Raw genomic sequence first — 23,006 nt, forward strand, 5'->3', positions numbered from 1 at the left:
GGTTCGCCACATGGTCAGAACGCCCTGATGGTACGTGCGGTGGACGACACAGCACTCGGCCCGGAGCCGTGATCGAACTGGAGCATCCGTGCGTGGACACGCTCGGCCGTCGGTGCCTCCAGCCTGTCCAGCAACGCACCGTCGGCGAGGAAGACGACTAGATCGGCATACGCGGCGGCAAGCGGGTCATGCGTGACCATCACGACGGTCTGCCCGAACTCGTCGACCGCGCTCCGCAGGAATCGCAGGATCTGCCCGCTGCTGCGGGAATCCAGATTTCCGGTGGGTTCGTCGGCGAAGATCACCTTCGGCCGGGTGATCAGGGCGCGCGCACAGGCGACTCGTTGTTGCTGACCACCGGAAAGCTGCCCAGGCCGGTGATCGAGCCGTTCGGCGAGCCCGAAGGCCGTGACGAGATCTGCGAAGTGACCGGGATCCGGCTTCCGTCCCGCGATCGTCAAAGGCAACACGATGTTCTCGCGCGCCGACAGGGTGGGCACCAGGTTGAAGGCCTGGAAGATGAACCCCAGTTCTGTGCGGCGCAGCACCGTGAGCCGATCGTCATCGAGACCGGTCAGCTCGGTGTCGCCGACGAAGACCTGGCCGCTGGTAGGGGTGTCCAGGCCGGCGAGGCAATGCATCAACGTGGACTTGCCAGAGCCCGAGGGCCCCATGATCGCGGTGAATCTCCCAGCCTGGATGTCCAGGCTCACGTTGTCGAGCGCGGTCACGCTCGCGCTCGCCCGGCCGTAGACCTTCACGAGCGCGCGGGCTCGTGCGGCAGGCGGTTTCGGTTCCCCCATCAGTTCTTTCCTCCTCGATAGTGCTCGGCAGCGTCGTACTCCAGACCGCCGACACGCTGACCTGCTGCTCGTTCTCCGGCCGGGGCCGCCGACCGGCCCGCCCGCATGGCGCGTTCGCGTTCGATGTTCTTTTTCCCCCATCGGGTCTTGCCGCCAGGTTTGAAGACGGACAGGTAGGTCGCCGTCCACAACGCGGCGGAGAAGACGATCATGCAGATCATCAGCGTCAGTCCTGTGCCGCCGGGTTCGGCGGACGGGTCGAGGGTTCGTTCGGCGAGTTCCTGGACCCATTGGCTTTCCACGATGGCGACCGCCGGAATGCCCAGCGCGATCACGAGCTTGAGCAGCACCCACCAGTGTTTGACGAGGCCCCATTTACTGCCCAGGGAGACCACCAGGCCGGTGATAATCGACAGCATCATCGTCGGAATGACGATGAACAGATCGAAGACGTGCATCAATTCGTAGGCGCCATGGCGCAATCCGGCGTTTTCCGTGGTGTAGCCCACGGTGCTGAGCACCACCATGGACACCGCGATACCGAGCCAGCTCACGGACAGCCCGACATGCAGCATCACCCAGAGCCTCCGTTTTCCGGGGGACAACCTCGGAAAAGTCGGCCGCAGCAGGCCGAGGATCACCGCGGAGAACACCATCCCGGCGAGCGGAAGCGGTCCGGGGAAGCTGAAAAGGAACTGCACAGGGATGAACAGCAGGTGGAACACGATGGAGATTCCGCGCGCCCGCGAGGTCCCGGAGCGCAGTGCGCAGTAGGCCGTGATCCCGGCGGCGAGGAGATAACCTGCGAATCCCAGGCTCTGAATGAGCGGGAGGATGGCGTTCTCGCCGGGGAAGATCAGTACGGCGTTGACGACCGAGAACACGGCGAACGCCCACTGCGCTCGCGTCTGCCGGGTGGTCAGTCCCGGCCCGCCTGGAGCGATCGCCGGCCTTTCAGGGACATCGGCGCTCGTCCTGTTCGCGGGATCCATGCTGGTCACCTCTCCTGTTTCTCATCCCAGGCGTACGTCGTCTCGTGGTCCGTTTGCCTGTGGGTTCGAATCTAGGAGCGGGGCGGCGCCGTCCGCGTCGCGCGAAGTGATTTCACCGATGGGCCGGAAGTCTCTCGAATGCCACCGTCGCCTACATCGATCGATTGACCCCTGGCTCGGACGCCGCAGTTCGAACCCTGGGAAGCCATATAGGCAGCAGTGCCACCGCGAGCGCGGTCACCGCTAGATAGCCCGTCAGCGCGATCAGCAAATGGTCACGGGGGGTCAAGTCCGGAGTGGCCCTGTCGGGTGCCAGCAGCCAGTAAACGGGAACCAGCCACCAGAGAGTCACCCCAGCCAAGACGAACTTCGGCAACGTGGACTTCTTACGCCAGGTCACCACCAGGAGCCAGGCCAGCGCAGGCACGATCCAGATCGCGTGATGCGGCCACGAGATCGGCGCGACCGCCAGCCCGGTGAACGCCGCCACCAGGACACCCGCCAGGTCGTGACCGAGGCCATGGGCCCACCTCGCGGCGAACAGGCCGAGCAGGACGACCACCAGGCAGACCGGCAACCACCAACCAGGTGCTGTGGTCGTACCCGCCAACCGCGCGAAGAGACCGGGCAACGACTGGTTCACCACTGCGCTGATATCGGTCACCCTGCCGGTGTCCAGTATCAAGCCCTGTAGCCAGTACGCACCTGATTCCCTGGGAAGGACGAGAAATCCGACGACTATCGTGCCACCGAATGCAGCCGTGGCGCGTAACGCACTCGTCCACCGTCTGGTGCACAGCAGATAGCCGACGAAGATCAGAGGGGTGAGTTTCACCCCGGCAGCGATTCCGATCAGCAGACCCCGCCATCTCGGAGGCATCAGCGGCGAGAAGTCCAGTAGTACGAGGAGAACGATGAAGATGTTCACCTGTCCCAGCATGAGATTCATCAGAACCGGTGTGAGCAGCGGTGCTGCGGTCATTCCGAGCGCCACCAGCCGTAGCCGTCGGTTCCGCGCCTTGCCCCCCGCGAGGCCGAGTGAAACCCAAAGAAGCACACCAAGGCTCAGTAGACTGGCGTACGTCCAGAGCACCTCCCCGAAGCCGGCGGGCAGCCACGACAAGGGGGCGAACACCACTGCGGCGAAAGGAGGGTAGGTGAACGCGACCCCTGCCAACAAAGCGGTGTCGACTCGCAGTTCATAGAGCGCAACTTCGTCGAATATCGCTTGCGCGACCTCGTGATAGACCTGGAAGTCAGCCATCCAGAGCGGTGCTTCCCGCAACAACGGCACCGCCAGTGCGGTCATCGCCAGTGCGGCCAGCGCGACGACCGCACTCGCCTGCCAAAGCGTGGGAGTTCTCGTCGCTCCCGCAGGATCCGCTGGCACTCCCTCGGACATGTCCCCTCCTGATCGATTCTTCGCACCGCCGAGTCTGGGCAGCGTCTTCCCCGGGAATCACGGAACACTGGGAACTCACTCCAGAGAGCGACCGATCAGGTGAGGAGAGCAGTATGTTCCGATCCCACTTGATCATTCCTCTAGACTCCGAGAATGACCTCGCCGAGCTCCACCCCACGGTGGTGGGCGTGGAAACCATCGGACCGCCGTCACGTGATCATCGATTCGGCGGTGGCACTGGCGTGTGTGATCGGCACCTTCGTCTGGTCGGGACCCCAGCAGTTCGCCCCCGACTTCGGGTTTCCTCTCCTCGGCAGCGACAACCGGCTGATCGCCTCGATCCCGCTCGCTCTGCTGACGGGTGCCGCTGCGATGGTGCGCAGGCGCAAGCCGGTCTTTCTGGTGATCGTGAGCCTGGTGAGCTGGACGATGCTCTCGGCGATCGCCGGTGTGGTCTTCGGCCTGTACGCGTTGGCGGCTTTCGAAAGGTCGCGACGAATGATGGCCGTCATCGCCGCGGTCGCGCTGGTGACGGTCGGCCTCCCGTTCTGGCGCCTCGGCGGTTTCGATGCGAGCGTTCCGATCAGTACGGCACTGTGCCTCGCACCCACACTGCTCGGGCTGTGGAGCTTCACCCATCGCAAGTTGGTCGGCAACCTGCTCGAACGCGCTTCCCGGCTCGAACGCGAACGCGATCTGCTCGCCGAACAGGCTCGTGCCGAGGAACGCACCCGCATCGCTCGCGACATGCACGACGTGGTCGCGCACAGGGTCAGCCTGATCGTGTTGCACGCCGCGACCGCGGAGGTTTCGGGGGATCGGGAAAGGCTCCTGCTGACCAAAAAGATCCGGTCCATCGGCCGGGACGCGCTCAGCGAACTCCGCCAGGTACTCGAGGTGTTGCGGGTCGGTGACGCGCCACTGTCGCCCCAGCCCCGCATCGAGGACATCGCCGGGCTCGCCGCTCAGTCACGGGCAGCGGGAGTCCACGTCGACGTCGAGACCGTCGGTGAGGTTCGTCCCCTGCCGTCCATCGTCGAACAGGCAAGCTATCGTGTCGCCCAGGAGGCACTGACCAACGTGCACAAGCATGCGAGAAACGCCGATACACGGATCCGCATGATCCACGGTCCGGAGGAGTTCCGGCTGATCATCACCAATCAGAGACCGCCATCGTCGCCTGCTCCGGAGTCGCTCCCGGTCGGGGGCTTCGGGATCATCGGCCTGCAGGAACGGATCAGGCTGATCGGAGGCACGCTCAGTTGCGGAGCGACCCTCAACGGCGGATACGAGGTCGAGGCGGTCATTCCGCTTCCGTCGACGGGAACCGGCTCATGATCCGGGTGATGGTCGTCGACGACGAGTGGATGGTGCGTTCCATGCTGCGCACTATCCTGGAGGCGGCGGGTGACATGTCGGTGGTGGCCGAGGCGCCCGACGGGATATCGGCCGTCGAAGAGGCCGAACGCCACCAGCCGGACGTCGCGCTGGTCGACATCCGGATGCCGGAGTCCGACGGTCTCGCCGCGACAGCGCGTCTGCAGTCCTTGCCCCGACCGCCGAGGGTCATCGTCCTCACCACGTTCGATCTGGACGAGTACGTGCAGACCGCACTCCGCAACGGCGCCGTCGGCTTTCTGCTCAAAGACTCCGCGGGCGACGACATGATCACCGCGATCCGGGCGGTCGCCGCCGGCGATGCCATGCTCGCGCCGAGCATCACTCGCCGGCTGCTGCACACCTTCACCGAACGTGAGCCGTCCCGTCAGGCGAAGGCACTGGAACGGTTGGACGTGCTGACCGACAAGGAACGCGAGGTCCTCGTCGCGCTGGCGGAGGGGCTGGCCAACGCCGACATCGCGAGCCAGCTGTACCTCAGCGAGGCGACTGTCAAAACCCATGTCAGCCGCATCTTGAGCAAGCTGAAGATGACCAACCGGGTGCAGGCCGCGATCCTCGCGCACCGCGCGGGTCTGGCTGGCTGAGGAGAAGCGTGGTCCACCGAGTTTCCAGCACGATCCCAGGCCGTCCCCTGAGCATCGGTCAGCACGCTGACGCCTCAGGAAAGTCGGCCGATGACTCCCTTGGACCTTCGTACCACCCCTAGGACACACCATCCGCGACGCTGGGCGGCCTTGGTTCCCGCGTTGCTCGCCTGCTACATGGATCTGCTCGACGCGACCATCGTCACGGTCGCCTTGCCGGCGTTCGAAGAAGACCTCGGCGCCGGCCCGGCCACGCTGCAATGGACCTCCGCCGGTTACACCTTGGCCTTCGCAGTCCTGCTGATCACCGGTGGCCGGGTCGGGGACATCTTCGGCCGGAAACGGACCTTTGTCACCGGGATGGCCGCCTTTCTGCTCACCTCGGTGTTGTGCGGCCTGGCGAGGAACCCGGAAATGCTGGTGATTTCCCGTGTGCTGCAAGGGGCCGCGGCCGCGATGATGATCCCGCAGGTGCTCAGCTTCATCCAGGTCGAGTTCCCTTCGCCGGAGCGGCCGCGGGCCTTGGCGATGTACGGGATATCGCTGGCCTTGGGCGGGATGACCGGCCCGGTACTCGGTGGCCTGTTGATCCAGGCCGATATCGCCGGGCTGGGCTGGCGTGCCGTCTTCCTGATCAATCTTCCGGTCGGGGCCGTCGCCTTGCTCGGTGCGGTGCGGTCGATGCCGGAATCGCGATCCGGCACGGCACCGGGACTGGACCTGGTCGGCGTGCTGCTGGTGACGCTGGCATTGGTGGCGGTGATGTACCCGCTGGTACAAGGTCACGAGACCGGGTGGCCACCGTGGACGTTCCTCTCGTTCGCGGCGACGATACCGATCTTTCTGTTGTTCTTGTGGCATCAGCGATTCCGCGAACGGAGCGGGAGAGCCCCGCTCATCCCGGCTCGGATATCGCGCCATCGCAGCCTGCGCGCGGGGCTTGCGCTCGCGTTGGTCTTCTTCGCGGGTACCGGCCATACCTTCGTGTTTTCGCTCTACCTGCAACAAGGCCTCGGCTATTCGTCCTGGCGTACCGGGATCACGCTGTTCCCGTCCTCACTGGGCATCGTCGCGGGTTCGATGCTGTCCATCCGGCTGGCCCCGAGGCTGGGCAGGCGGGTGGTGTCGATCGCGGCCCTGGTCAAGATCGCCGGGGTGGTCGGCGTTATCTACCCGATCCATGTCCTGGGACCGGCGTTGACCCCGTGGGCGCTCGTGCCTGGCGCGATCGTCCTCGGGGCAGGCATGGCCATGGTCAGCGCGACGCTGGTGAACATCGTGCTGAGCAAGGTCCCCGTCCAGGACGCCGGTGCGGCGTCCGGGCTGATGACCACCGCTCTGCAGGTCGGTTCGGCGATCAGCATCGCGGTGCTCGGCACGGTCTTCTTCGGTTCGCTCACCGGCACCGGCGACCACCGGCAGGCGATCGAGGCGGGCCTCTGGGTCTGCGTGGCGTTGTTCTTCGCCAGCTTCGTGATGAGTTTCCTGCTCCCGCCGGGTGGGGTGCCCGCCACCGCGGCCGACGACCGTCCGTCGTCCACGAAGGACGACGGAATCCGACGATCGATTCCAAGGTGATGACCATGCGTGAAGCTGATCTTGAGACGGTGCGGACGACAGCCTTCGACGGTGCTCCGGTACTCGGCCCGCCGGCCGTCCAGAACGTGATGGAGCTGGCCTGGGGCATGTGGGCGAGCGGCGTGATCCAGGCCGCGGCGAAACTGCGGATCGCGGATTTCGTCGGCGACGTGCCGGTGCACGTCGATCGGCTGGCGGACGAGATCGATGCCGACCCGGGCGCCTTGTCGAGGCTGATGCGCGCGCTTTCCGCTTACGGTGTCTATCGCCAGCTCGAACCTGGGCGCTACGAACACACGGAGGCATCCCGGGCCATGCGCTCCGACGCGCCGGTGCGGATCGGGGACGTGATGCTGACCGGCTCGTACTGGGGCTGGCAGATGTGGGCGAAGCTCGACGAAAGCGTCCGCACCGGCGAATGCGCGTTCCGGACCACCTACGGCAAGGACCTCTTCAGCTACTTCGCAGAGGACGACAACGAGGCGGGCGCTGCCACCTTGCGCGGTTACGCCGCCCAGTCCGTCGCGATGCACCCCGCGCTCGTCGGCGCACTGGACCTCTCCGGGACGCACACGGTGGTCGACGTGGGTGGCGGACACGGCTCGTTGTTGCGCGCGCTGTTGGAAGCGAACTCCGCCCTGCGCGGGATCCTTTTCGACCGAGCGCACACCATCGAGCACACGGATCCGGTGCTGAGCACCGGCGCGCTCGCGGACCGATGCGAGATCGAGGCGGGGGACTGCCTGGTGACGGTGCCGAAGGCCGACGTCTATCTGTTCCGTCAGGTCCTGCACATGTGGGAGGACGACAGGTGTGTGCAGGCGTTGAGCAACGTGGCGAAGGTCGCCGAACCGGGCAGCCGGGTCATCCTGCTGGAGCAGTTGATCTCAGATCCGCCCGCCAACCCCTGGGACGCGCTGATGGACCTGCACATGTTGCTGGTCATGGACGGCAGGGAACGGACCACACAGGAGTACGCCGAGCTGTTCGAACGGGCCGGGCTGCGGTACCGGGGAGTCACCGAGACCGGAACGCCGCTTCGCCTGATCGAAGCGATCGTCGGGGAGTGAGCCAATGCGGATCTTGTTCTGCACCTGGGCTTGGCAGTCCCATCTCTATCCCATGGTCCCGCTCGCCTGGGCTTGCCGCGCCGCCGGGCATCAGGTGCGGGTCGCGAGCCAACCCGGCCTGACGCAGGTGATCCGCCAGGCGGGTCTGGACGCGGTTCCGGTCGGACACGACGTCGACGTACCGGGTTTCGTCCGTGAATACGTGCTGCGGCCGGGCGGCCGGCCGCAGGGCAGGCCCAGGGCGTTGGACATGCTGGTCGAATTGGCTGATTCGATGGTGGATGATCTGGTCGGGCAAGCCAAGCGCTGGCGGCCGGACGTGATCGTCTACGAGCTGACCACCTTGGCCGGCCCGCTCGCGGCCGCCGCCGTCGGTGTACCCGCGGTGCGCATGCTCTACGGCGTCGATCTTCTGGAGCGGGCGGCCGGCTTTCTGCCGGACGCGGTGGGCCCACTCGCCGAACGGCTCCGGCTCCCGGAGGTGGACGTCCGTGGCGGACTGACCGTGGATCCCTGCCCTCCGCGGCTGCAGGTCGCCACCGGATACCGCCCGCAGGAGATCCGTTATGTCCCGTACAACGGTCCCGGCACGGTTCCTTCCTCGATACCGGACAGGGGATCGAGGCCGAGGGTCTGTGTGACGTGGGGAACGACGATGGCCAAGCTCGAATCGCGGCGAATGCTCGCGGAGCAAATGGCGAAGGCCGTGGCGGTCCTGGACGCCGAGATCGTCGTCGCGGTCGCCGAGGAGCACAAGGAGCTCCTCTGCGGGCTACCGGACGAGGTGCGGGTCCTGACCGGAGTACCACTGGACCTGGTGCTGCCCTCCTGCGATCTGGTGCTGCATCACGGCGGCGCCGGGACGACGCTCACCGCGATGACCCATGGCGTACCCCAGCTGGTGATCCCGCAACTGCCCGACCACGCGCTCCACGGGAGGCAACTCGCCGCTACCGGCGCCGGGCGGGTCATCACGAAGGAGGACGCCGAGCCGGAGTCGGTCCGTGACGCGGTCACCGCACTGCTCGCGGAGTCAGGCCACCGTGAATCGGCCGCGGCGCTCGCCACCGAGTCACGGCTCCGGCCGTCACCCGCGGACGTGGTACACGTGCTGGAGAAGCTGGCCGCCGAGCGAGAATGACGAGGAGGCCGTGTGGCGGTGTCGCCGTCACACGGCCTCCTCGTCAATGGCCACCCGCGACGTTGACCACACTGCCGGTCACCTGGCGGTTCGCGTCGGATCCCAGGAACGCCACCACGTTCGCCACGTCCTCGGGGAGACCGAACCGCAGATGCGGGATCCGCTCGTTGAGCACGCTCTGGATCTCCGCCGGGCTCAGACCGGCCAAAGTGGCCCGGATCTCCGGCGGCACCTTCGGCAGCAGATTGGCCGTCACGGTCGGCCCGGGTGCCACGGCGTTACTGAGAATGCCGTGACCCACCAGTTCGGTGGCCAACGTCCGGTTGAGTCCGTGCAGTGCCGCTTTACTCGCCACGTACGCCTCCTCGCCGCGCATCCCGCGGTTGACGATGCTGGCGGACATCAACACGATCCGGCCCCAGCCACGGGCCTTCATGCCCGGCAGCACCGCCTGGACGGTATGGAAGGCGCCCTCGATCTCTTCACGCAGCTGTGCTCGCCAGAGCTCGGCCGGCACCGTCTCGAAAGGACCGCGGCGTTCGTCCGGCCCTCGCGCCGGCGACGCGTTGACCACCAGGACATCGATACCACCCCAGGCGGAGGTCACGGCTTTCGCCGCCGATCGGATCGACTCTTCGTCGCCGAGGTCGTACGGCAGGGCCAAGGCTTGCCCGCCGTCCTTCTCGACCGCCTCGACCACCGCTGACGCAGCGTTCTTGTTGCGGTGATAGGTAAGCGCCACGCGCGCTCCTTCGGCAGCGAAGACCTGCGCCATCGTTCCGCCGAGACCACCGCTGCCGCCGGTGATGAGGACCGACCTGCCCGCGAGCCCGAGATCCATTCGTGCGCCCCTTTACCGTCTGTTGTGGACTTCACCAGGCGAGCGGGAGCTCGTCCGGCCTGCTGAACGCCAGCCCGACACTCCAGTCGAGCTCGTCTTCCGCGACCGCGAGGCGTAGACCCGGGAAACGCGCCAGCAGCGAACCGAGTGCGACCTCCAGTTCGATCCGGCCCAGCTGGGCCCCGAGACAATGGTGAATGCCGTGCCCGAAGGCGACATGGGGGTTCCGGGGGCGGATCGGCCGCAGCTCATCGGGTTCCGGGAATACCGAGTCGTCGCGGTTCGCGGCGTTGATCGAGGGCAGGACGGCTTCCCCCGCCCGGATCACCACGTCACCGATCGCGACGTCCTCCGTCGCGATCCGCAGCGCTCCGATGCCGCCGCCTGCCTGGGAAAGGCGTAACAACTCCTCCACCGCGCCAGGAAGGAGACCGCGATCGAGGCGCAGATCGTCGAGCCGCGCCGGATTCCGCAGCAAGGTCAGCAAGGCATGCACGATGCTCGCGGTCGTCGCGTGGTACCCGGCGCCGAGCAGTGTGTAGCCGAAGGCCACCAGTTCTTCCTCGCTGAGCCGGTCGCCCTCGTCCTGCGCGGAGATCAGCACCATCAGCAGGTCGTCGGTCGGGGTCCGTCGTTTGTCCTTGATCAGCTCCGTCAAGTATGTGGAGAGACTGTCTTTCGCGGCCAGTACTTCGGCCTGCCGGTCAGGTGTGAAGCCGAGCATGATGTCGGTCCACACCCGGAACTGGTCGACGTCGGCCACGGGGACCCCCAGCATTTCGCAGATCACCGTGATCGGGAGCGGCTGGGCGAGGCAGGTGATGAGGTCGGCGGGCGGCCCCGACTCGGCCATCGTGTCGAGACATCCGCGCGTGAGATCTTCGACCCGAGGTCGCAGCGCTTCGATCCGCCGGGGGCTGAACGCCCTCGAAACCAGCTTGCGCAGCCTGCTGTGCTCCGGCGGATCCATCACGAAGATCGACCGTGAGCCGCGAGCGATCGGCAGGATCCGCGGTGCGTCGGGTGCGGTGATCGCCTCCCGGCTGAACCTGGTGTCCGCCAAGACGTTCCGCACGTCTTCGTGGCGGAGCAAGAGCCAGGCGAAGTCACCGGTCGGCAGCGTCACCCGGCAGACCGGCCGTTCGACCTGGAGTTTCCGGTACTCGGCCGGTGGAAGTACCGGATCGGCCGCACGGAACGGAAATGACGGTGCTGGCTCGGCAGGCATGGCGTTCTCCTCATCGGGATCCGCGACAGACGGCGAAGCACCACGGTGGTCGCATGCGTTGTAGAGCCGATGGAAACTCGCTGGGCATGTCCGATCGGCGGGGATTCAACGGCGCCCCAGCGCGTTTGGACCACGGAGCGCGAACCTTCGTCCCGAGGCCGCACCGGATCGACGGACGGAGGCATTCGATGTCAAAGGTCCTCTGCAGACAGGGATCGCGACGAAATACCCAGCGCTCCGAGGCATTCCCCCGCCGCGGGCTGATTCGGTCATGAAGTCCGCGGGGATCGCCGTCGTCGGACTGGGCAACATGGGTGCCGCGATGGCGCACCGGCTGATCGAAGCCGGGTTCGCGTTGACGGTCCACAACCGCACGGCCGAGAAAGCGGCGCCGCTGATCGCCGCTGGAGCGGTGCTCGCTGAATCGATCGACGCCGTTGCCAAGGCGGAGCTGATCTTGCTCAGCCTGAGTGACGAGTCAGCGGTCGACGAGGTTCTTTTCGGCAAGCTGCTTCCCGCCCTGCGGCGAGGAACCCTGGTGCTCGACACATCCGCGGTATCGCCGGGGTATGCCCGCCAGGCCGCGCGGCGGCTGGCGGACGCGGGGATACGGCGGGTGGAGGCCAGCGTGATCGGCAACCCAGGGATGGCCCGGTCCGGCGGCCTGCGGGTCTTCACCGCGGGGGAGCAAGACGACGTCGAGTCCGCGAGCGAAGTGCTGAACACCTTGAGCCGTGACGGCTTTGTCCACCTTGGACGGTCCGGTCAGGCCAGTGCGCTCAAACTGGCCTTCAACCTGATTCTCGGCGCGCAGACGGTCGCCTTGGCCGAGGCGGTCTCGTTCGCCGCCGTCACCGGGCTGGACCGCGAGACGCTGCTGGACACCGTGCTGAAGAGCGGTGTCAGGTCGCCGGTCCTGGCCTTCCGGGCCGAGTTCATGCGCACCGGGTGCTACGAACCCGCCGCGTTCCGGGCGCGGTTGATGGAGAAGGACGTCCGGCTCCTGCTGGCCGAGGCACAGGACGCGGGATTGGCCCTCCCACTGACGGACACTCTCGCCCGTCGCTATGCCGGCGTTGTCGCGGCCGGCGACGGTGACAAAGACGCGGCCGTGGTCCTGGCGGCACACGAAGACGCAATCCCCCGAGTCAAGGAGGAACACCAGCAATGACCACAACAGCATCGAGGGTCGACGGCGCGGGCCCGAGCGTCGTCTTCGAACTCGGTACCGCCTTCTGCACCGCCAAATGTCTCCTGACGGCACTCGAACTGAGTTTGTTCACCGTACTCGGCGATGACGAGATGAGCGCGGAAGAACTGCGGGTGAAGCTGGATCTGCATCCGCGGGGAACGCGCGATTTCCTCGATGTGCTCGCCGCCCTCGGCCTTCTCGAGAAGAACGACGGGCGATACCGCAACAGCGCATTGGCCGGGCGCCACCTGGTGCGGACCGGCGACGGGTACATCGGTGGATTTCTCGAACGGGCGAATCACATGCTTTATCCGGCGTGGGGCCGCTTCGGGGAAATGTTGCGGACCGGCAAACCCACTGCCGAAGCCGATTACATGGAGATGATCAAGGAACCGAAGCGGCTTCGCAGCTTCCTCGGCATGATGGACGCGCTCACCACCTTGATCGTGCCTGAACTGGCCAAGGCCATCGACTGGACCGCCTACCGTTCGATGGTGGACGTCGGGGGCGCGCGCGGCAATCTCACGGGTGGGCTGGTCAAGGCGCACCCCCATCTCTCGGGCACCGTGTTCGATCTGCCGGAGATGCGATCACCGTTCGACGAGCACATGCGCGCGCTCGGTCTCGAGGAGAAGACCACCTTCCAGGCGGGCGACTTCTTCACCGATCCGATCCCGTCCGCCGACGTGGTGGTCATCGGCCACGTCCTCCACGACTGGTCACCCGACGAATGCCGGGCATTGGTGCGCAAGGCGTTCGACGCGGTACGACCCGGCGGCAAGATAGTCGTGTACGACCGGATGGTGGACGAGGAAGGCACCGACCTGACCAACCTAATCATCAGCCTCGACATGATGCTGACCACGCCGGGCGGAGCGGAGTACCCGCCGTCGGAGTACCAAGGATGGCTCACGGAAGCCGGCTTCGGCTCGACAGAGGTCGCTCCGCTCGGCGAGAACGACACCGTCGTGATCGGCCACAAGGCGGGATGATCGAGTGGAGATCGGAGTCGGCCTCCCTGCGGCGGTGTGCGGCGTGGTGGGCGATCAGCTCTTGGACTGGGCCCGGTATGCCGACCAAGCCGGGTTCAGCTCACTGGCGACGCTGGACCGGCTTGTGTACGGCAACTGTGAATCGTTGATCGCCTTGGCCGCTTCCGCCGGTGTCACGCGGCGTATACGCCTTGCCGCGACGGTCCTGCTCGCGCCGTATCGAGGCAACCCGGCGCTGCTCGCGAAGCAGCTCGCCACACTCGACACAATCAGTGAGGGGCGTTTGGTGGCAGGTCTCGCTGCCGGCGGCCGGGAGGACGACTTCGTTGCCGCTGACCTGCCCTACGCGCGGCGAGGCCGCACCCTCGATAGCGCGGTGGAGCGAATGGTTTCCATTTGGTCGGGCGCGGAACCCGACGGCCGGATCGGCCCGTCGCCGTATCGAGGGAGCCCGCCCTTGATCTTCGGCGGGCATACCGACACCGCCATCCGGCGAGCCGCGCGTTATGGGCAGGGCTGGATCTCCGGCGGTAGCTCGGCCAGCGGATACCGGGAGCTCGCCGAGCGCGCCCGGCGCGGCTGGGCCGCCGAAGGACGGCTGGATCAGCCAAGGCTGCTGGCGCTGGCCTACTTCGCGCTCGGCCCTGAAGGCACAGAACTGGCACGGCGTTACGTCAGCGAGTATTACGCCTTTCTCGGGGAGAGGGCGACCGACCGGATCACCAAGGGTGTGCTCACCGATCCGGCGCGAGTGCGGGAAGCCGTGGCGGCCTACGCCGAAGCGGGTTGTACCGAACTGATCCTCATGCCGTGTTCGGCCGAACTGTCCCAGCTGGAACTGCTCGACGGTGCGGTGCACTGAACGTCTGGTGCCGTACCACTCACAGACCTCGTTTGCTGATGGCCAGCATGGAATCGAGATCCGACACCTTGCTGCGGTCCCGGCCCTGCGCCTGGCCCCGGCTGATCTCATAGGAGTCCAGACGCAGCCAGTCCGACCAGTCCACGAACTCCGTGCCACGGCGGCGTAACAGCCGCGGCACGGAGTTCGGGTCCGACGACCGGGAACGGCTGCTCGCCGCGAGGTCCTCGACGACGCTGCGTACCGTCTCCGCCGCGTCCGCCTTGTTGGTGCCGATCACACCGGTAGGGCCACGCTTGAGCCATCCCGCCACGTAGCAGCCGGCGACCGGCCGTGCGCCGCCATCGACAATCCGTCCCTTACGGTGGGGCAGGGTCTCGGTTCGTGATTCGAAAGGGAGACCTGGCAACGGATCGGCGCGATAGCCGACGGCACGGAGGACACCCTGGACCGGAAGTACCTCGGCAGGGCCGTGTTCACCCGGGCGAGTGCGGGACAAACGCAGTTCGCGCACCTCGCCGTCCCCCTCGATCGCCGCAGCGCTCCGCCAGAACATCAGATGGATCCGCCGGGTGGCGTCGGTCATGGGTCGTCGCGCCCACTCCCGCAGGAGGTCGACGTTGGCTCGGGTCTGCCTGTTGGTTTCGAGTAATTGCTCGTCCGCCTCGTTCAAGCGCAAGTCCTCGGACCGCACTAGAACGTCGACCCCGCGCAACAGGCCGAGTTCCCTGAGCTCGACAGTGGTGAACTTGGCGTGGGCGGGACCGCGTCTGGCGACCAGGTACACGTCGGTGACGCTGCTGCACCGCAATCCGTCGAGGACGTGATCCGGTACGTCGGTATCCGCCAGCTCGCGGGGATCCTTCACCAGCAGTCTGGTCACGTCCAGTGCGACGTTGCCAGCTCCGAGCACGGCGACCTTGCTCGCGTGCAGTGGAAAGTCATTGAGCGCGTCCGGATGACCGTTGTACCACGAGACGAATTCGCCGGCGGGCCAGCTGCCACCCAGGTCCTCGCCTGGCACTCCGAGGTCGCGATGCCCGGGAGCCCCGGTCGCGAAGATCACGGCCTCGTAGTGGGTGAGCAGGTCGTCGAGACCGAGGTCCACGCCGAATGTCACGTTGCCGAAGAACCGGACGGCGGGACTTTCCAGCACGCGCCGCAGAACGGTGCTCACCGATTTGATCCTCGGATGGTCGGGCGCCACGCCGTACCGGACCAGGCCGTACGGAGCGGGCAGGCGGTCGAACACGTCGACGGCCGCGTGACAGTCGGATTTCAGCAGGGCCTCCGCGGTGAACACCCCCGCGGGCCCCGAACCGATGACCGCTATCCGTGGTGCGTTGGCCGGCGCCACAGCGATTCCCTTCTTCAGCGTGTCCCATGCCGTCAACGTTAGGCGCGCTTCCACGCGTGGACATCGGCCTTCGGTCGCCCGATTCAGTACAGAAAGTCTTGAGGCGCGGGAACCCGGCTACATCGATCGGATGACCCGTGCGCGAGCAGATCGAATCCGGCGGGCCAGGGAAGAATCGTCGTGGTCGACGTCGTTCTACTGATAAGTACTGGTCAACGCGTCGCATGCCGTATCCGACTGCTGCTTTGAGCACGGCTTTGGTGGGTGGTTAACCGCATCAGGATCGCTTTAGTAAGCCACCACCGATCTTCAAGGGCGGGGCCCGTACCGGCCGATAGATTGAAGGGACTCACAAGGACGCCCGAAAGAATCGATATCCCGTGCTTCGAGCACGGGCCATCGAGTCACTGACAACTGGGGGAGCGTGCTGACGATGGAGGTCAATCTGCTGGGCCCGCTCGAAGTCTTCCGCGACGGAGTGACGATCACTCCGTCCGCGCCGAAACTTCGGCGGATGTTCAGTCTTCTGGCACTACAGGCGAACAATCTCGTCCGGACCGATCAGATCATCGACGAGCTCTGGGAGGACAGGCCAACGGCGAGTGCCGCTACGACCTTGCAAACCTACATCTATCAACTGCGCAAGCTGTTGCAGCTGTCGCCGGCCGAAGGCGTGCGCTCTTCCCGCCCAGCCGGCGCCGACGGCGCCGCGTTGCACACGTTGGCCAATGGCTATGTCCTAGCGCTGCCGTCGAATTCGCTTGACTCGAACCTGTTCGAGCAACTGGCGAAGCGGAGCAGAAGCGAACTGGAATCGGGAACGGTCGAGTACGCGTCCAAGACGCTTGCGGAAGCGCTGCGGCTGTGGCGTGGTCCCGCGCTTGCCGACGTCAGCACAGGGCCGGTTCTGGATGCCGAAACACGACGTCTGGAAGAACTTCGCAAGGGCGTCCTTGAACAGCGGATCGAGGTGGATCTCCAGCTGGGCAAGCACAACGAACTGCTCGGTGAGCTCACCATGCTGGGGGCGCAGTATCCCACCCATGAGGGGTTCCAGGCGAAACTGATGCTGGCACTCTATCGAGCGGGAAGGCAAGCCGAGGCGCTCCACGTGTACCACCGCACCAGGGACGCGCTGGCGACCGAGCTCGGCTTGGATCCCACCGATTCACTGCAACGTTTGCAGCGGGCAGTACTGAGCGCGGACCAGAGCCTGTCATCGCCGATGCCCGGCGGGGGCACAGTCGTCACTCGCCGGTCGATACCACCACGGCAGCTCCCGCCCGACGGCACGGTTCTCGTCGGCAGGCGAGCCGAGAGCACAGCGGCTCTTGAGGCGTTGTGCACCGGTCGTGGCCGGGCGGCGACGGTGGTCGTCATCGTCGGTCCTCCCGGGGTCGGCAAGACATCGCTGTGCAACCATGTGGCGCATCAGGTCGTGGACAGATACCCGGATGGGCAGTTCTACGCCAAGCTGCTCGACGATGATGGCAGCCCGGTCGAACCGGGTGAGGTGCTCGCCGGCTTTTTGCGCGCGGCTGGAATGACCGACGAACGGATCCCGGCGTCGACGGACGAGCGCAGCAGGATGTTCCGTACGTGGACCACGGAACACCGGGTCCTTCTCGTGCTGGACGACGCGGTCAGTGCTGAACAGTTGCTGCCGTTGCTCCCCTCGAGCGCGGAGTGTGGAGTACTGGTGACCACCCGTCGCCGCCTCTTCGTCGCGGCGACGAGTATGACCGTGGAACTGCGGCCGCTCACCGAGCCTGAAGGAATTCAGTTGCTGACCGGAGTTCTCGGCAGTGACCGGGTTTCCAGGGACGATCAGGCGGCCAAGGAACTGGTGAAATTGTGTGACGGGCTCCCGCTGGCATTGCGTTCGGCCGCCGGGCTGTTACAGGTCCGTCAGCACTGGGCGATCGCCAGATCGGTCCACCGGCTCAGTACGGTCATCGACGACCCTTCGGTCGATGCCGACATCCTGGGCCTGCAGGCCAGTGTCGAACGGAGCTACTCGCTGGTCCGTCCGGGCGCGCAGGACGCCTTTCGTAGGCTGGCGAAGCTCGATACCAGGAGCGTCTCGGCGGCTCTTACGGCCAGGGTAATGGAGGTGGACGAGCACCATGCCGAGTCGTTGCTGGAGGACCTGGCCGAACTGTGGCTTCTCGACGTGACGGCATTCGACGAGCGGATCGGCCATACCCAGTACCGTTTCCTTCCCAGCATACGTGCGATCGGCCGCGTGCTGAGCGCACGGGAGGAACTCTGCCTGATGGCCTGAAACGACGTCGGCCCGGACTCAGCCGGGCCGACGTCGCCGCGGCCGCATGATGGTTCGGGGCCGGCGAGCACAGAACCGCGTTCGGCGACGCCGGATCACCGAATGCCCGTGAGTCCGGTCAGCGACGATTTCTTCGGCGTAGCAGCGGATAAGGGGGTGAAGCTCGTAGCTCACCGCGGAATCCGCTTCTCCGAATATTCGGAGAAGTCCGTGATCGATGAGGTTGAGCAGAATTCTGCTGGTCTCCACCCCGTCGTAGCCGAGCAGCGAGGCCGCCTCGGCTTGGGTCAACGTGGCCTTACCGAGGGTAGCGAACTTCCGGAGCGCGAGTTGAGCCAGTCTCGGCATGACGTGGTAACTGCCGGCTATGCGCCCGCGCACGTCCAGATCGTGGAAGGACAACGCGTCGAGCCGGCGGGAACCGTTCTCGAGCTGTTGGAGCACGGTCCTGATGGGCCAGCCGGACACGGAACCAAGCTGGGTACCGACCGCGCGCACGGCCAGGGGCAGGCCTCCGCACAACTGGACGATCCGGTCCACGTGCTCGCGTTCGCCTGCTATCCGCTCCGTGCCGATCATCGCCGACAGCAGTCCGGTACTTTCGTTCGGTTCGAGCGGATCGAGACGGAGCAAGCGAGATCCTGGAGCGGGGTGAATGCCGCGCCGGGCGGTGACAACAACCGCACAACGCGCCCCTGCGGGCATCAGGTGCCGTATCTGTTCCGAGGAACGGACGTCGTCGAGCACGACGAGCACCCGCTTCATCGAAGTCCAAGTGCGAAAAAGTGCTGCCTTGTCCTCATCGTCGGCAGGCAATCGATCCGCAGGGAAACCCGCTGCCCTGAGAAAACCGTCCAGAACGTCCGCCGGATCTCTCGCTCCGTCGCCACTCACACCCAGGCACGCGTAGAACTGCCCTCCCTCGAACCGCGATCGCACACGTTGCGCGACACGTACCGCGAAGGCGGTCTTGCCGATCCCCGGCATACCATGTACCGAAAGCACCCTCGGCGCGACGTCCGCGAGCCCGGCCGAAGTCAGCCATATGACCGCGTCCTCTACGAGGCCACCGCGGCCTACGAAGTCCGCACTGTCACTCGGCAGTTGCGCGGGGCGCTCGGTCGCCGTGGTGACCTGCGATTTCAGGGGCGTGATATCAGGCAACGGTTCACCCGCCAGGACGGCCTGATGCGCATGCTGCAGAAGTTGGGAGGGCTCGAGACCCATTTCCGCGACCATTTCGCGCCGAAATCGTTGGTAGAGCTCCAAAGCCTCGTCACGCCGGTGACAGCGATGCAGTGCGAGCATCAGATGGCCGTGAAACACTTCGCTGCGTGGATGTGTGATCACGAGTTCCTTCAGCTCGCTCAGTAGCTCCCGGTGCCGGCCCAGTTGCAGGTCCGCTCCGATGCGGAGCTCAAGGGCGCGGAGCCTGCTCTCCTCGAGACCGGTGACATGTGCGGCCAGCAGGGCACCGGTCTCCGTGGCGCTCATCATCGGTTCTCGCCACAGGCCCAGAGCCTCACGTAGCGATTCCGCGGCCAGCCGTGGTTCGCCACGCTCCAGCGCGCCCTCTCCGCGTCGTACCAAGTACTCGAACCGGTGCAGATCGAGAGACTGTGATGGCATCTCGAGGAAATAGCTCTGCTGTTTGGTCTGCAGTGCGAAACCGTGCCTGGACAGATGTGCGGGGAAAAGTCGAGAACGTAGTTTGTGAATATATGTGTGGACCGTCGTGCGCGCGGTCGGCGGGGGATGGTCGCCCCAGAGCTCCAGAACGAGATCATCCATGTTGACCGGTGTGTTTCTCCGAAGTATCAGAAGTGTCAGTATCCTTCGCATTTTCGGCGCACTCGGTGTGACATCTTGCCCGTTTATTTCGATCTTCAAAGACCCCAGAATTCTGCATTGCAAATCCACCGACTGATCCTCCCCATGGGCACGATAAAGGGGTAGCGTCTTTCTTGTTCCACGCATATCATGCCGTGGCTCGATAATATAGCGGAAAGGATCACTGTGTCAAGGAAGTCGAGAAAGGATGGACGGCCTTCGGTTTCCAGGGCGATTGGTGGACTCGGAAACCGCGGTTCGCGTGTCGGTCACGATGATATCCCTGGCGACGAAGCTGCCGATGAGTCGAATTCGCAGCGTCGCCCGTCTGGTAGTGATGTTTCCGTGCGGTTCTGGTTGTGTTACAGCACAGCACGTCGGTCTGTGGGCTGTCGGAGGCACGGGGCTGCTCGTACGCCTGATGTCACTTGGTGAAGCCCTGAATCCGATTCAAATCGATATTCGGTCTCCGCACTCGCATGTGTGCTGGTGGAATGAAGGCGATTACTCTGGCTGAGTCGGTCAATCATCGTCAGATCGGACTATCGACTGGGCCGATAGTCTGATCTATCTCGCCGATCGATTGGCAAGACCTTTGGTGCATGTATAGTCGCGCTTGTGACCGATTCGAAGCCTCGCCGGTCGCCGAAGCCGCACGAGCGGCGGCGAGATGCGGACCGCACGCGCCAGTCGATCCTGGATGCGGCTGTAGTGGAGTTCGCGGCGCACGGATACGCAGGCGCGCGGATCGCTGCGATTTCGGCGCGTGCCGGTGTGAACCAGCAGCTGATTTCGTATTACTTCGGGGGTAAAGAGGGCCTGTATCAGTCGACTTCGGAGAGATTGAGTCGACCCCGGAATGAGTTGATGCCGCCAGGGGTGCCATTGTCGGAGCAGTTGCGCCGCCGCGTACTGGAGGCTCTCTCCAGTCGAGATGAGCTGCGGCTGCTGGCTTGGTCAGGTTTGGAGTACGACGGCCCGCAGAACGACTCGGACGACGCGTCCGGGATGAGGCGTTTGGGCGAGACGGTGGAGCACGTTACTCAGCTGCGGGACGCCGGGAAGCTGCCGGATTGGGTCGATCCGGGGTGCCTGACGGTGATGGTGGTGGCCGCCGCGATGGCACCCGTGATCTTGCAGCGCGTCATCGAGGGGCTGTTACAGCTCGATCCGGAGTCCCCTGAGTTCGTTGAGCGCTATGCCGACCAACTCGCCAAGCTGGTCGACTACCTGGCCCCCCCAGAAGCCTGACCGGTTGCCGAACGCGTAGGGTGCGCGTTCAAATTCAACCTACGGCGTCCCAGGGCGACGGGTGACTGTGCGCCGCCGAAGTACCGGGTCGAGGCACGGCGGATCGGCCTGGCCGACACTTAGTTTGGTGTCGTTGAGGGGCCGCGCGTGCGAGCATTCCGGCCGGGACCTTGCCCACCTGCGATCGATCCAGGACGGTGTTCGCCACACGGTCTTCGCCGCGTTGTGCGCGTGGGAACGTCAGCTGACCTCTACGCGGACGTGAAAATAATTTCCCGGAATCCGCGAGTTGCTATGGGATTCCCACACGATCGCGTGTTCCCTGCGACGCTCGTCCCACCAGCCGCCGTTGCGAGCACCAGAACTTGCCGTTCCGAGCACGACAAGCGTGGGGAGCTGATTATCGGGCTCGCCAGGCCTGCCATTTCGCGGTTTCCGCACGAGGTCAACTCGCCGTCGCAGCCAGGCTCTGGGCACATCAGAGGTGGGCGGGGCGTCTGCCGAACGACCGCACAGTCCTCGGGGTCGCCGACCCACAACGGCGCCGATCGCGACTGATGTCGGAGCTGAGCATGCCGCCTGCGCTGCGTATGTCGACATGGCTCCACATCTGTTATTCCGCGAGCCACCGACATGTGACAACAGAACTTAGTTGGCATGGCAATTCACGCTGACCTGGTGTTGTCGGATTGGGTACAGACGATGGTTGGCACGAGTTGGCACGTCTCAGTGACACGGATTTCCCGCGGCTGGTGCAAGGCAGCCGTCCACTCCATCTTGGGTGGGCGACGCGGAGGCGCGCGCTGGTGATGTTGGGCGCGGAGCGCCTCAGTGCCCAGGGATCGCTCTGCTCGTTGCGGTTAGCGGACGTTCGCGGGCCAGCGGCGGTGATGTTGGTCGATGACGACATAGGTGCCGGCAAGCGCCGCGATCACGCCGTCCACCACAACCAACACCGGACCCGGACCCGGACCCGGATCCGAACCGGATCGAGGTCGTCGCCCCGGCGGTGCTCCGACCGGATGGTCAAGCTCGTTACTGACAGTCATGCCTTAGCCCCTCTGCTCACGATTCCTGGTTGGCCGTTACCGAGTAGACCCCACAACCCCGCGCGAACGTGAACACGTAACCGGCAACGGTGACGAGCCAGGACGTCGCGTCACTCTCGAGAGGAGACGTGACTCAGTCAGGTGTCGGACAGGCAGTCGGCTCAGAGATCGGTACTGCGCAGCCTTGGTTGCAACGCTCCTGTGGGTTTCAACATGGCCGTGATATGCACTTGACCTGCCGGTATCCGGCGACGGCAGCGTAAATGCGCAGTAGTCCGGTGGGGCCCTGCCGAGCTTCAGCGACGACCATGCTGTTCCCATCCGCCTGAGTCCAGAGAATGACGTGATGTGATCACACAGCCGGTCAAGCGTGCCATGCGATCGCGCGGGCGACGGAGTGGGCCGCTCGGCTCACTGCCGCGTGCACGGAGGGGTCGGTGTTGGTGAAGGCGGCTAGTTGGTCGCTGACGCTGGTGCTGATTTCCGACCAGGTGGTCCAGGCCCAAACCTCAGGGACGCGGCGCCAGATCTCGCTGTCCGGCCAGGGGTGAGCTTCGGTGCCGGCGAGCACCGTCGGAAGGTAGCGTTCGATGGCGACGCCGACGTCCAGCCGCTCGCCAGGCAGCGCCACCGGTGGCGGCGCGCCGAGGATCAACAGCAGCAGCGGCACTCGATCGCCGGCTTCACGGGTCAGCGCGACATACTCGCGAGCGAGTTGCTCAGGTTGAAAGCGACTGGAGCGGATCCGCTTGGCCTCGACCAGTGTCATCGTGCCTGGGGTGGAGATCCACGCGTCAGGCTGGACGATCCGACGTTCCCCGCGGCTGCGACCGCGGGAATTGAGCACGAGTTCCTCGGGCAGCAGGGTGATGGACGCCGTTTCCAGCTCACGCGCGACGTGTTCACGTGCCTGGTCGGCTCCATGCGCACCGCGCACGATAGCGCCCAGGAACTGTGTTCGGGGTAGGAAGTCCAGTGCGATGAGCACCTCGGCGGTCAAGACGTTCTCGAAGCCCCGGCCGCCAGCCCGGTATTGGCTGATTTTGCTGCCCTCCCACGACAGCTCCTCCAGCAGCCGGCCAAGTACCGACGAGTTCTCCAGCTCTGCCAAGACTGTCACGGCCTTCCAGGTCGTCTATCACTTCGCGC

General features: G+C 65.4%; 18 protein-coding genes. 10 read left to right on the forward strand and 8 right to left on the reverse strand.

The annotated features are described in order from the left end of the window. Positions 1-14: 14 nt before the first annotated feature. From ACZ1DY_RS18800 to ACZ1DY_RS18810, 3 genes are all read right to left on the reverse strand, one after another. On the reverse strand, positions 15-803 hold the full coding sequence (locus ACZ1DY_RS18800) for an ABC transporter ATP-binding protein (protein ID WP_465485135.1): 789 nt from the start codon (positions 801-803) through the stop codon (positions 15-17). Then, complete coding sequence (locus ACZ1DY_RS18805; protein ID WP_465485136.1) at positions 803-1,795, reverse strand: hypothetical protein; 993 nt, start codon at positions 1,793-1,795, stop codon at positions 803-805. Before ACZ1DY_RS18805 ends, ACZ1DY_RS18800 begins: the two co-directional genes overlap by 1 nt. Positions 1,796-1,946: 151 nt before the next feature. Continuing rightward, the gene (locus tag ACZ1DY_RS18810; RefSeq protein ID WP_465485137.1) at positions 1,947-3,197 is read right to left on the reverse strand and encodes a glycosyltransferase 87 family protein; all 1,251 of its coding nucleotides are present in this window, start codon (positions 3,195-3,197) and stop codon (positions 1,947-1,949) included. Positions 3,198-3,350: 153 nt separating this feature from the next. On the opposite strand from ACZ1DY_RS18810, the gene ACZ1DY_RS18815 reads away from it, so the two are divergent. The 5 genes from ACZ1DY_RS18815 to ACZ1DY_RS18835 all read left to right on the forward strand — a co-directional run bounded on the left by ACZ1DY_RS18815 (position 3,351) and on the right by ACZ1DY_RS18835 (position 8,971). After that, positions 3,351-4,535 (forward strand): sensor histidine kinase, encoded by a 1,185-nt coding sequence (locus ACZ1DY_RS18815; RefSeq protein ID WP_465485138.1) that lies wholly within the window; start codon positions 3,351-3,353, stop codon positions 4,533-4,535. Continuing rightward, the gene (locus tag ACZ1DY_RS18820) at positions 4,532-5,182 is read left to right on the forward strand and encodes a response regulator (RefSeq protein WP_465485139.1); all 651 of its coding nucleotides are present in this window, start codon (positions 4,532-4,534) and stop codon (positions 5,180-5,182) included. Before ACZ1DY_RS18815 ends, ACZ1DY_RS18820 begins: the two co-directional genes overlap by 4 nt. Positions 5,183-5,272: 90 nt before the next feature. Then, positions 5,273-6,760, forward strand: coding sequence for an MFS transporter (locus tag ACZ1DY_RS18825; RefSeq protein WP_465485140.1), 1,488 nt, complete (start codon positions 5,273-5,275; stop codon positions 6,758-6,760). Between the two features lie 5 nt (positions 6,761-6,765). Next, positions 6,766-7,830: a methyltransferase gene (locus tag ACZ1DY_RS18830; protein WP_465485141.1), complete on the forward strand. Its 1,065-nt coding sequence runs from the start codon at positions 6,766-6,768 to the stop codon at positions 7,828-7,830. A 4-nt stretch (positions 7,831-7,834) separates the two neighbouring features. Further along, complete coding sequence (locus ACZ1DY_RS18835) at positions 7,835-8,971, forward strand: nucleotide disphospho-sugar-binding domain-containing protein (RefSeq protein WP_465485142.1); 1,137 nt, start codon at positions 7,835-7,837, stop codon at positions 8,969-8,971. Positions 8,972-9,014: 43 nt separating this feature from the next. Here ACZ1DY_RS18835 and ACZ1DY_RS18840 read toward each other — a convergent pair whose 3' ends face one another. Both ACZ1DY_RS18840 and ACZ1DY_RS18845 read right to left on the reverse strand, forming a co-directional pair. Beyond that, a complete protein-coding gene (locus ACZ1DY_RS18840) occupies positions 9,015-9,812 on the reverse strand; it encodes an SDR family NAD(P)-dependent oxidoreductase (protein WP_465485143.1) in 798 nt (265 codons plus the stop codon). Between the two features lie 31 nt (positions 9,813-9,843). Next, positions 9,844-11,040 carry a cytochrome P450 gene (locus ACZ1DY_RS18845; protein WP_465485144.1) on the reverse strand — a complete coding sequence of 399 codons (1,197 nt, stop codon included), beginning with the start codon at positions 11,038-11,040 and terminating at the stop codon, positions 9,844-9,846. Between the two features lie 271 nt (positions 11,041-11,311). Here ACZ1DY_RS18845 and ACZ1DY_RS18850 point away from each other — a divergent pair, with 271 nt between their 5' ends. From ACZ1DY_RS18850 to ACZ1DY_RS18860, 3 genes are read left to right on the forward strand one after another with little or no spacing between them, the layout of a single operon-like run. Continuing rightward, positions 11,312-12,211: an NAD(P)-dependent oxidoreductase gene (locus ACZ1DY_RS18850; protein WP_465485145.1), complete on the forward strand. Its 900-nt coding sequence runs from the start codon at positions 11,312-11,314 to the stop codon at positions 12,209-12,211. Then, positions 12,208-13,224, forward strand: coding sequence for a methyltransferase (locus tag ACZ1DY_RS18855; RefSeq protein WP_465485146.1), 1,017 nt, complete (start codon positions 12,208-12,210; stop codon positions 13,222-13,224). The genes ACZ1DY_RS18850 and ACZ1DY_RS18855 overlap by 4 nt, the downstream gene beginning before the upstream one ends. A 4-nt stretch (positions 13,225-13,228) precedes the next feature. Beyond that, the gene (locus tag ACZ1DY_RS18860; RefSeq protein WP_465485147.1) at positions 13,229-14,086 is read left to right on the forward strand and encodes an LLM class flavin-dependent oxidoreductase; all 858 of its coding nucleotides are present in this window, start codon (positions 13,229-13,231) and stop codon (positions 14,084-14,086) included. Positions 14,087-14,105: 19 nt separating this feature from the next. Here the strand turns inward: ACZ1DY_RS18860 and ACZ1DY_RS18865 are convergent, their stop codons facing one another. Continuing rightward, on the reverse strand, positions 14,106-15,443 hold the full coding sequence (locus tag ACZ1DY_RS18865; protein WP_465485148.1) for an FAD-dependent oxidoreductase: 1,338 nt from the start codon (positions 15,441-15,443) through the stop codon (positions 14,106-14,108). A 433-nt stretch (positions 15,444-15,876) separates the two neighbouring features. Between ACZ1DY_RS18865 and ACZ1DY_RS18870 the strand changes: the two genes are divergently transcribed. Continuing rightward, positions 15,877-17,727, forward strand: coding sequence for an AfsR/SARP family transcriptional regulator (locus ACZ1DY_RS18870; RefSeq protein ID WP_465485149.1), 1,851 nt, complete (start codon positions 15,877-15,879; stop codon positions 17,725-17,727). Between the two features lie 18 nt (positions 17,728-17,745). Here ACZ1DY_RS18870 and ACZ1DY_RS18875 read toward each other — a convergent pair whose 3' ends face one another. Beyond that, a complete protein-coding gene (locus ACZ1DY_RS18875; protein ID WP_465485150.1) occupies positions 17,746-19,704 on the reverse strand; it encodes an AfsR/SARP family transcriptional regulator in 1,959 nt (652 codons plus the stop codon). Positions 19,705-20,175: 471 nt separating this feature from the next. Between ACZ1DY_RS18875 and ACZ1DY_RS18880 the strand changes: the two genes are divergently transcribed. Continuing rightward, positions 20,176-20,808 carry a TetR/AcrR family transcriptional regulator gene (locus ACZ1DY_RS18880; RefSeq protein ID WP_465485151.1) on the forward strand — a complete coding sequence of 211 codons (633 nt, stop codon included), beginning with the start codon at positions 20,176-20,178 and terminating at the stop codon, positions 20,806-20,808. Between the two features lie 1,413 nt (positions 20,809-22,221). Here ACZ1DY_RS18880 and ACZ1DY_RS18885 read toward each other — a convergent pair. Beyond that, entirely contained in the window at positions 22,222-22,968 is a 747-nt protein-coding gene (locus ACZ1DY_RS18885) for a hypothetical protein (protein WP_465485152.1), read from the reverse strand. Positions 22,969-23,006 lie beyond the last annotated feature (38 nt).

This window comes from Amycolatopsis sp. PSD-21 (assembly GCF_055561455.1).

Coding starts and splice junctions, on each gene's coding strand:
- ACZ1DY_RS18800 (WP_465485135.1), bottom strand. CDS start 803: ATGGGGGAACCGAAACCGCCTGCCGCACGAGCCCGCGCGCTCGTGAAG.
- ACZ1DY_RS18805 (WP_465485136.1), bottom strand. CDS start 1,795: ATGGATCCCGCGAACAGGACGAGCGCCGATGTCCCTGAAAGGCCGGCG.
- ACZ1DY_RS18810 (WP_465485137.1), bottom strand. CDS start 3,197: ATGTCCGAGGGAGTGCCAGCGGATCCTGCGGGAGCGACGAGAACTCCC.
- ACZ1DY_RS18815 (WP_465485138.1), top strand. CDS start 3,351: ATGACCTCGCCGAGCTCCACCCCACGGTGGTGGGCGTGGAAACCATCG.
- ACZ1DY_RS18820 (WP_465485139.1), top strand. CDS start 4,532: ATGATCCGGGTGATGGTCGTCGACGACGAGTGGATGGTGCGTTCCATG.
- ACZ1DY_RS18825 (WP_465485140.1), top strand. CDS start 5,273: ATGACTCCCTTGGACCTTCGTACCACCCCTAGGACACACCATCCGCGA.
- ACZ1DY_RS18830 (WP_465485141.1), top strand. CDS start 6,766: ATGCGTGAAGCTGATCTTGAGACGGTGCGGACGACAGCCTTCGACGGT.
- ACZ1DY_RS18835 (WP_465485142.1), top strand. CDS start 7,835: ATGCGGATCTTGTTCTGCACCTGGGCTTGGCAGTCCCATCTCTATCCC.
- ACZ1DY_RS18840 (WP_465485143.1), bottom strand. CDS start 9,812: ATGGATCTCGGGCTCGCGGGCAGGTCGGTCCTCATCACCGGCGGCAGC.
- ACZ1DY_RS18845 (WP_465485144.1), bottom strand. CDS start 11,040: ATGCCTGCCGAGCCAGCACCGTCATTTCCGTTCCGTGCGGCCGATCCG.
- ACZ1DY_RS18850 (WP_465485145.1), top strand. CDS start 11,312: ATGAAGTCCGCGGGGATCGCCGTCGTCGGACTGGGCAACATGGGTGCC.
- ACZ1DY_RS18855 (WP_465485146.1), top strand. CDS start 12,208: ATGACCACAACAGCATCGAGGGTCGACGGCGCGGGCCCGAGCGTCGTC.
- ACZ1DY_RS18870 (WP_465485149.1), top strand. CDS start 15,877: ATGGAGGTCAATCTGCTGGGCCCGCTCGAAGTCTTCCGCGACGGAGTG.
- ACZ1DY_RS18875 (WP_465485150.1), bottom strand. CDS start 19,704: ATGCGTGGAACAAGAAAGACGCTACCCCTTTATCGTGCCCATGGGGAG.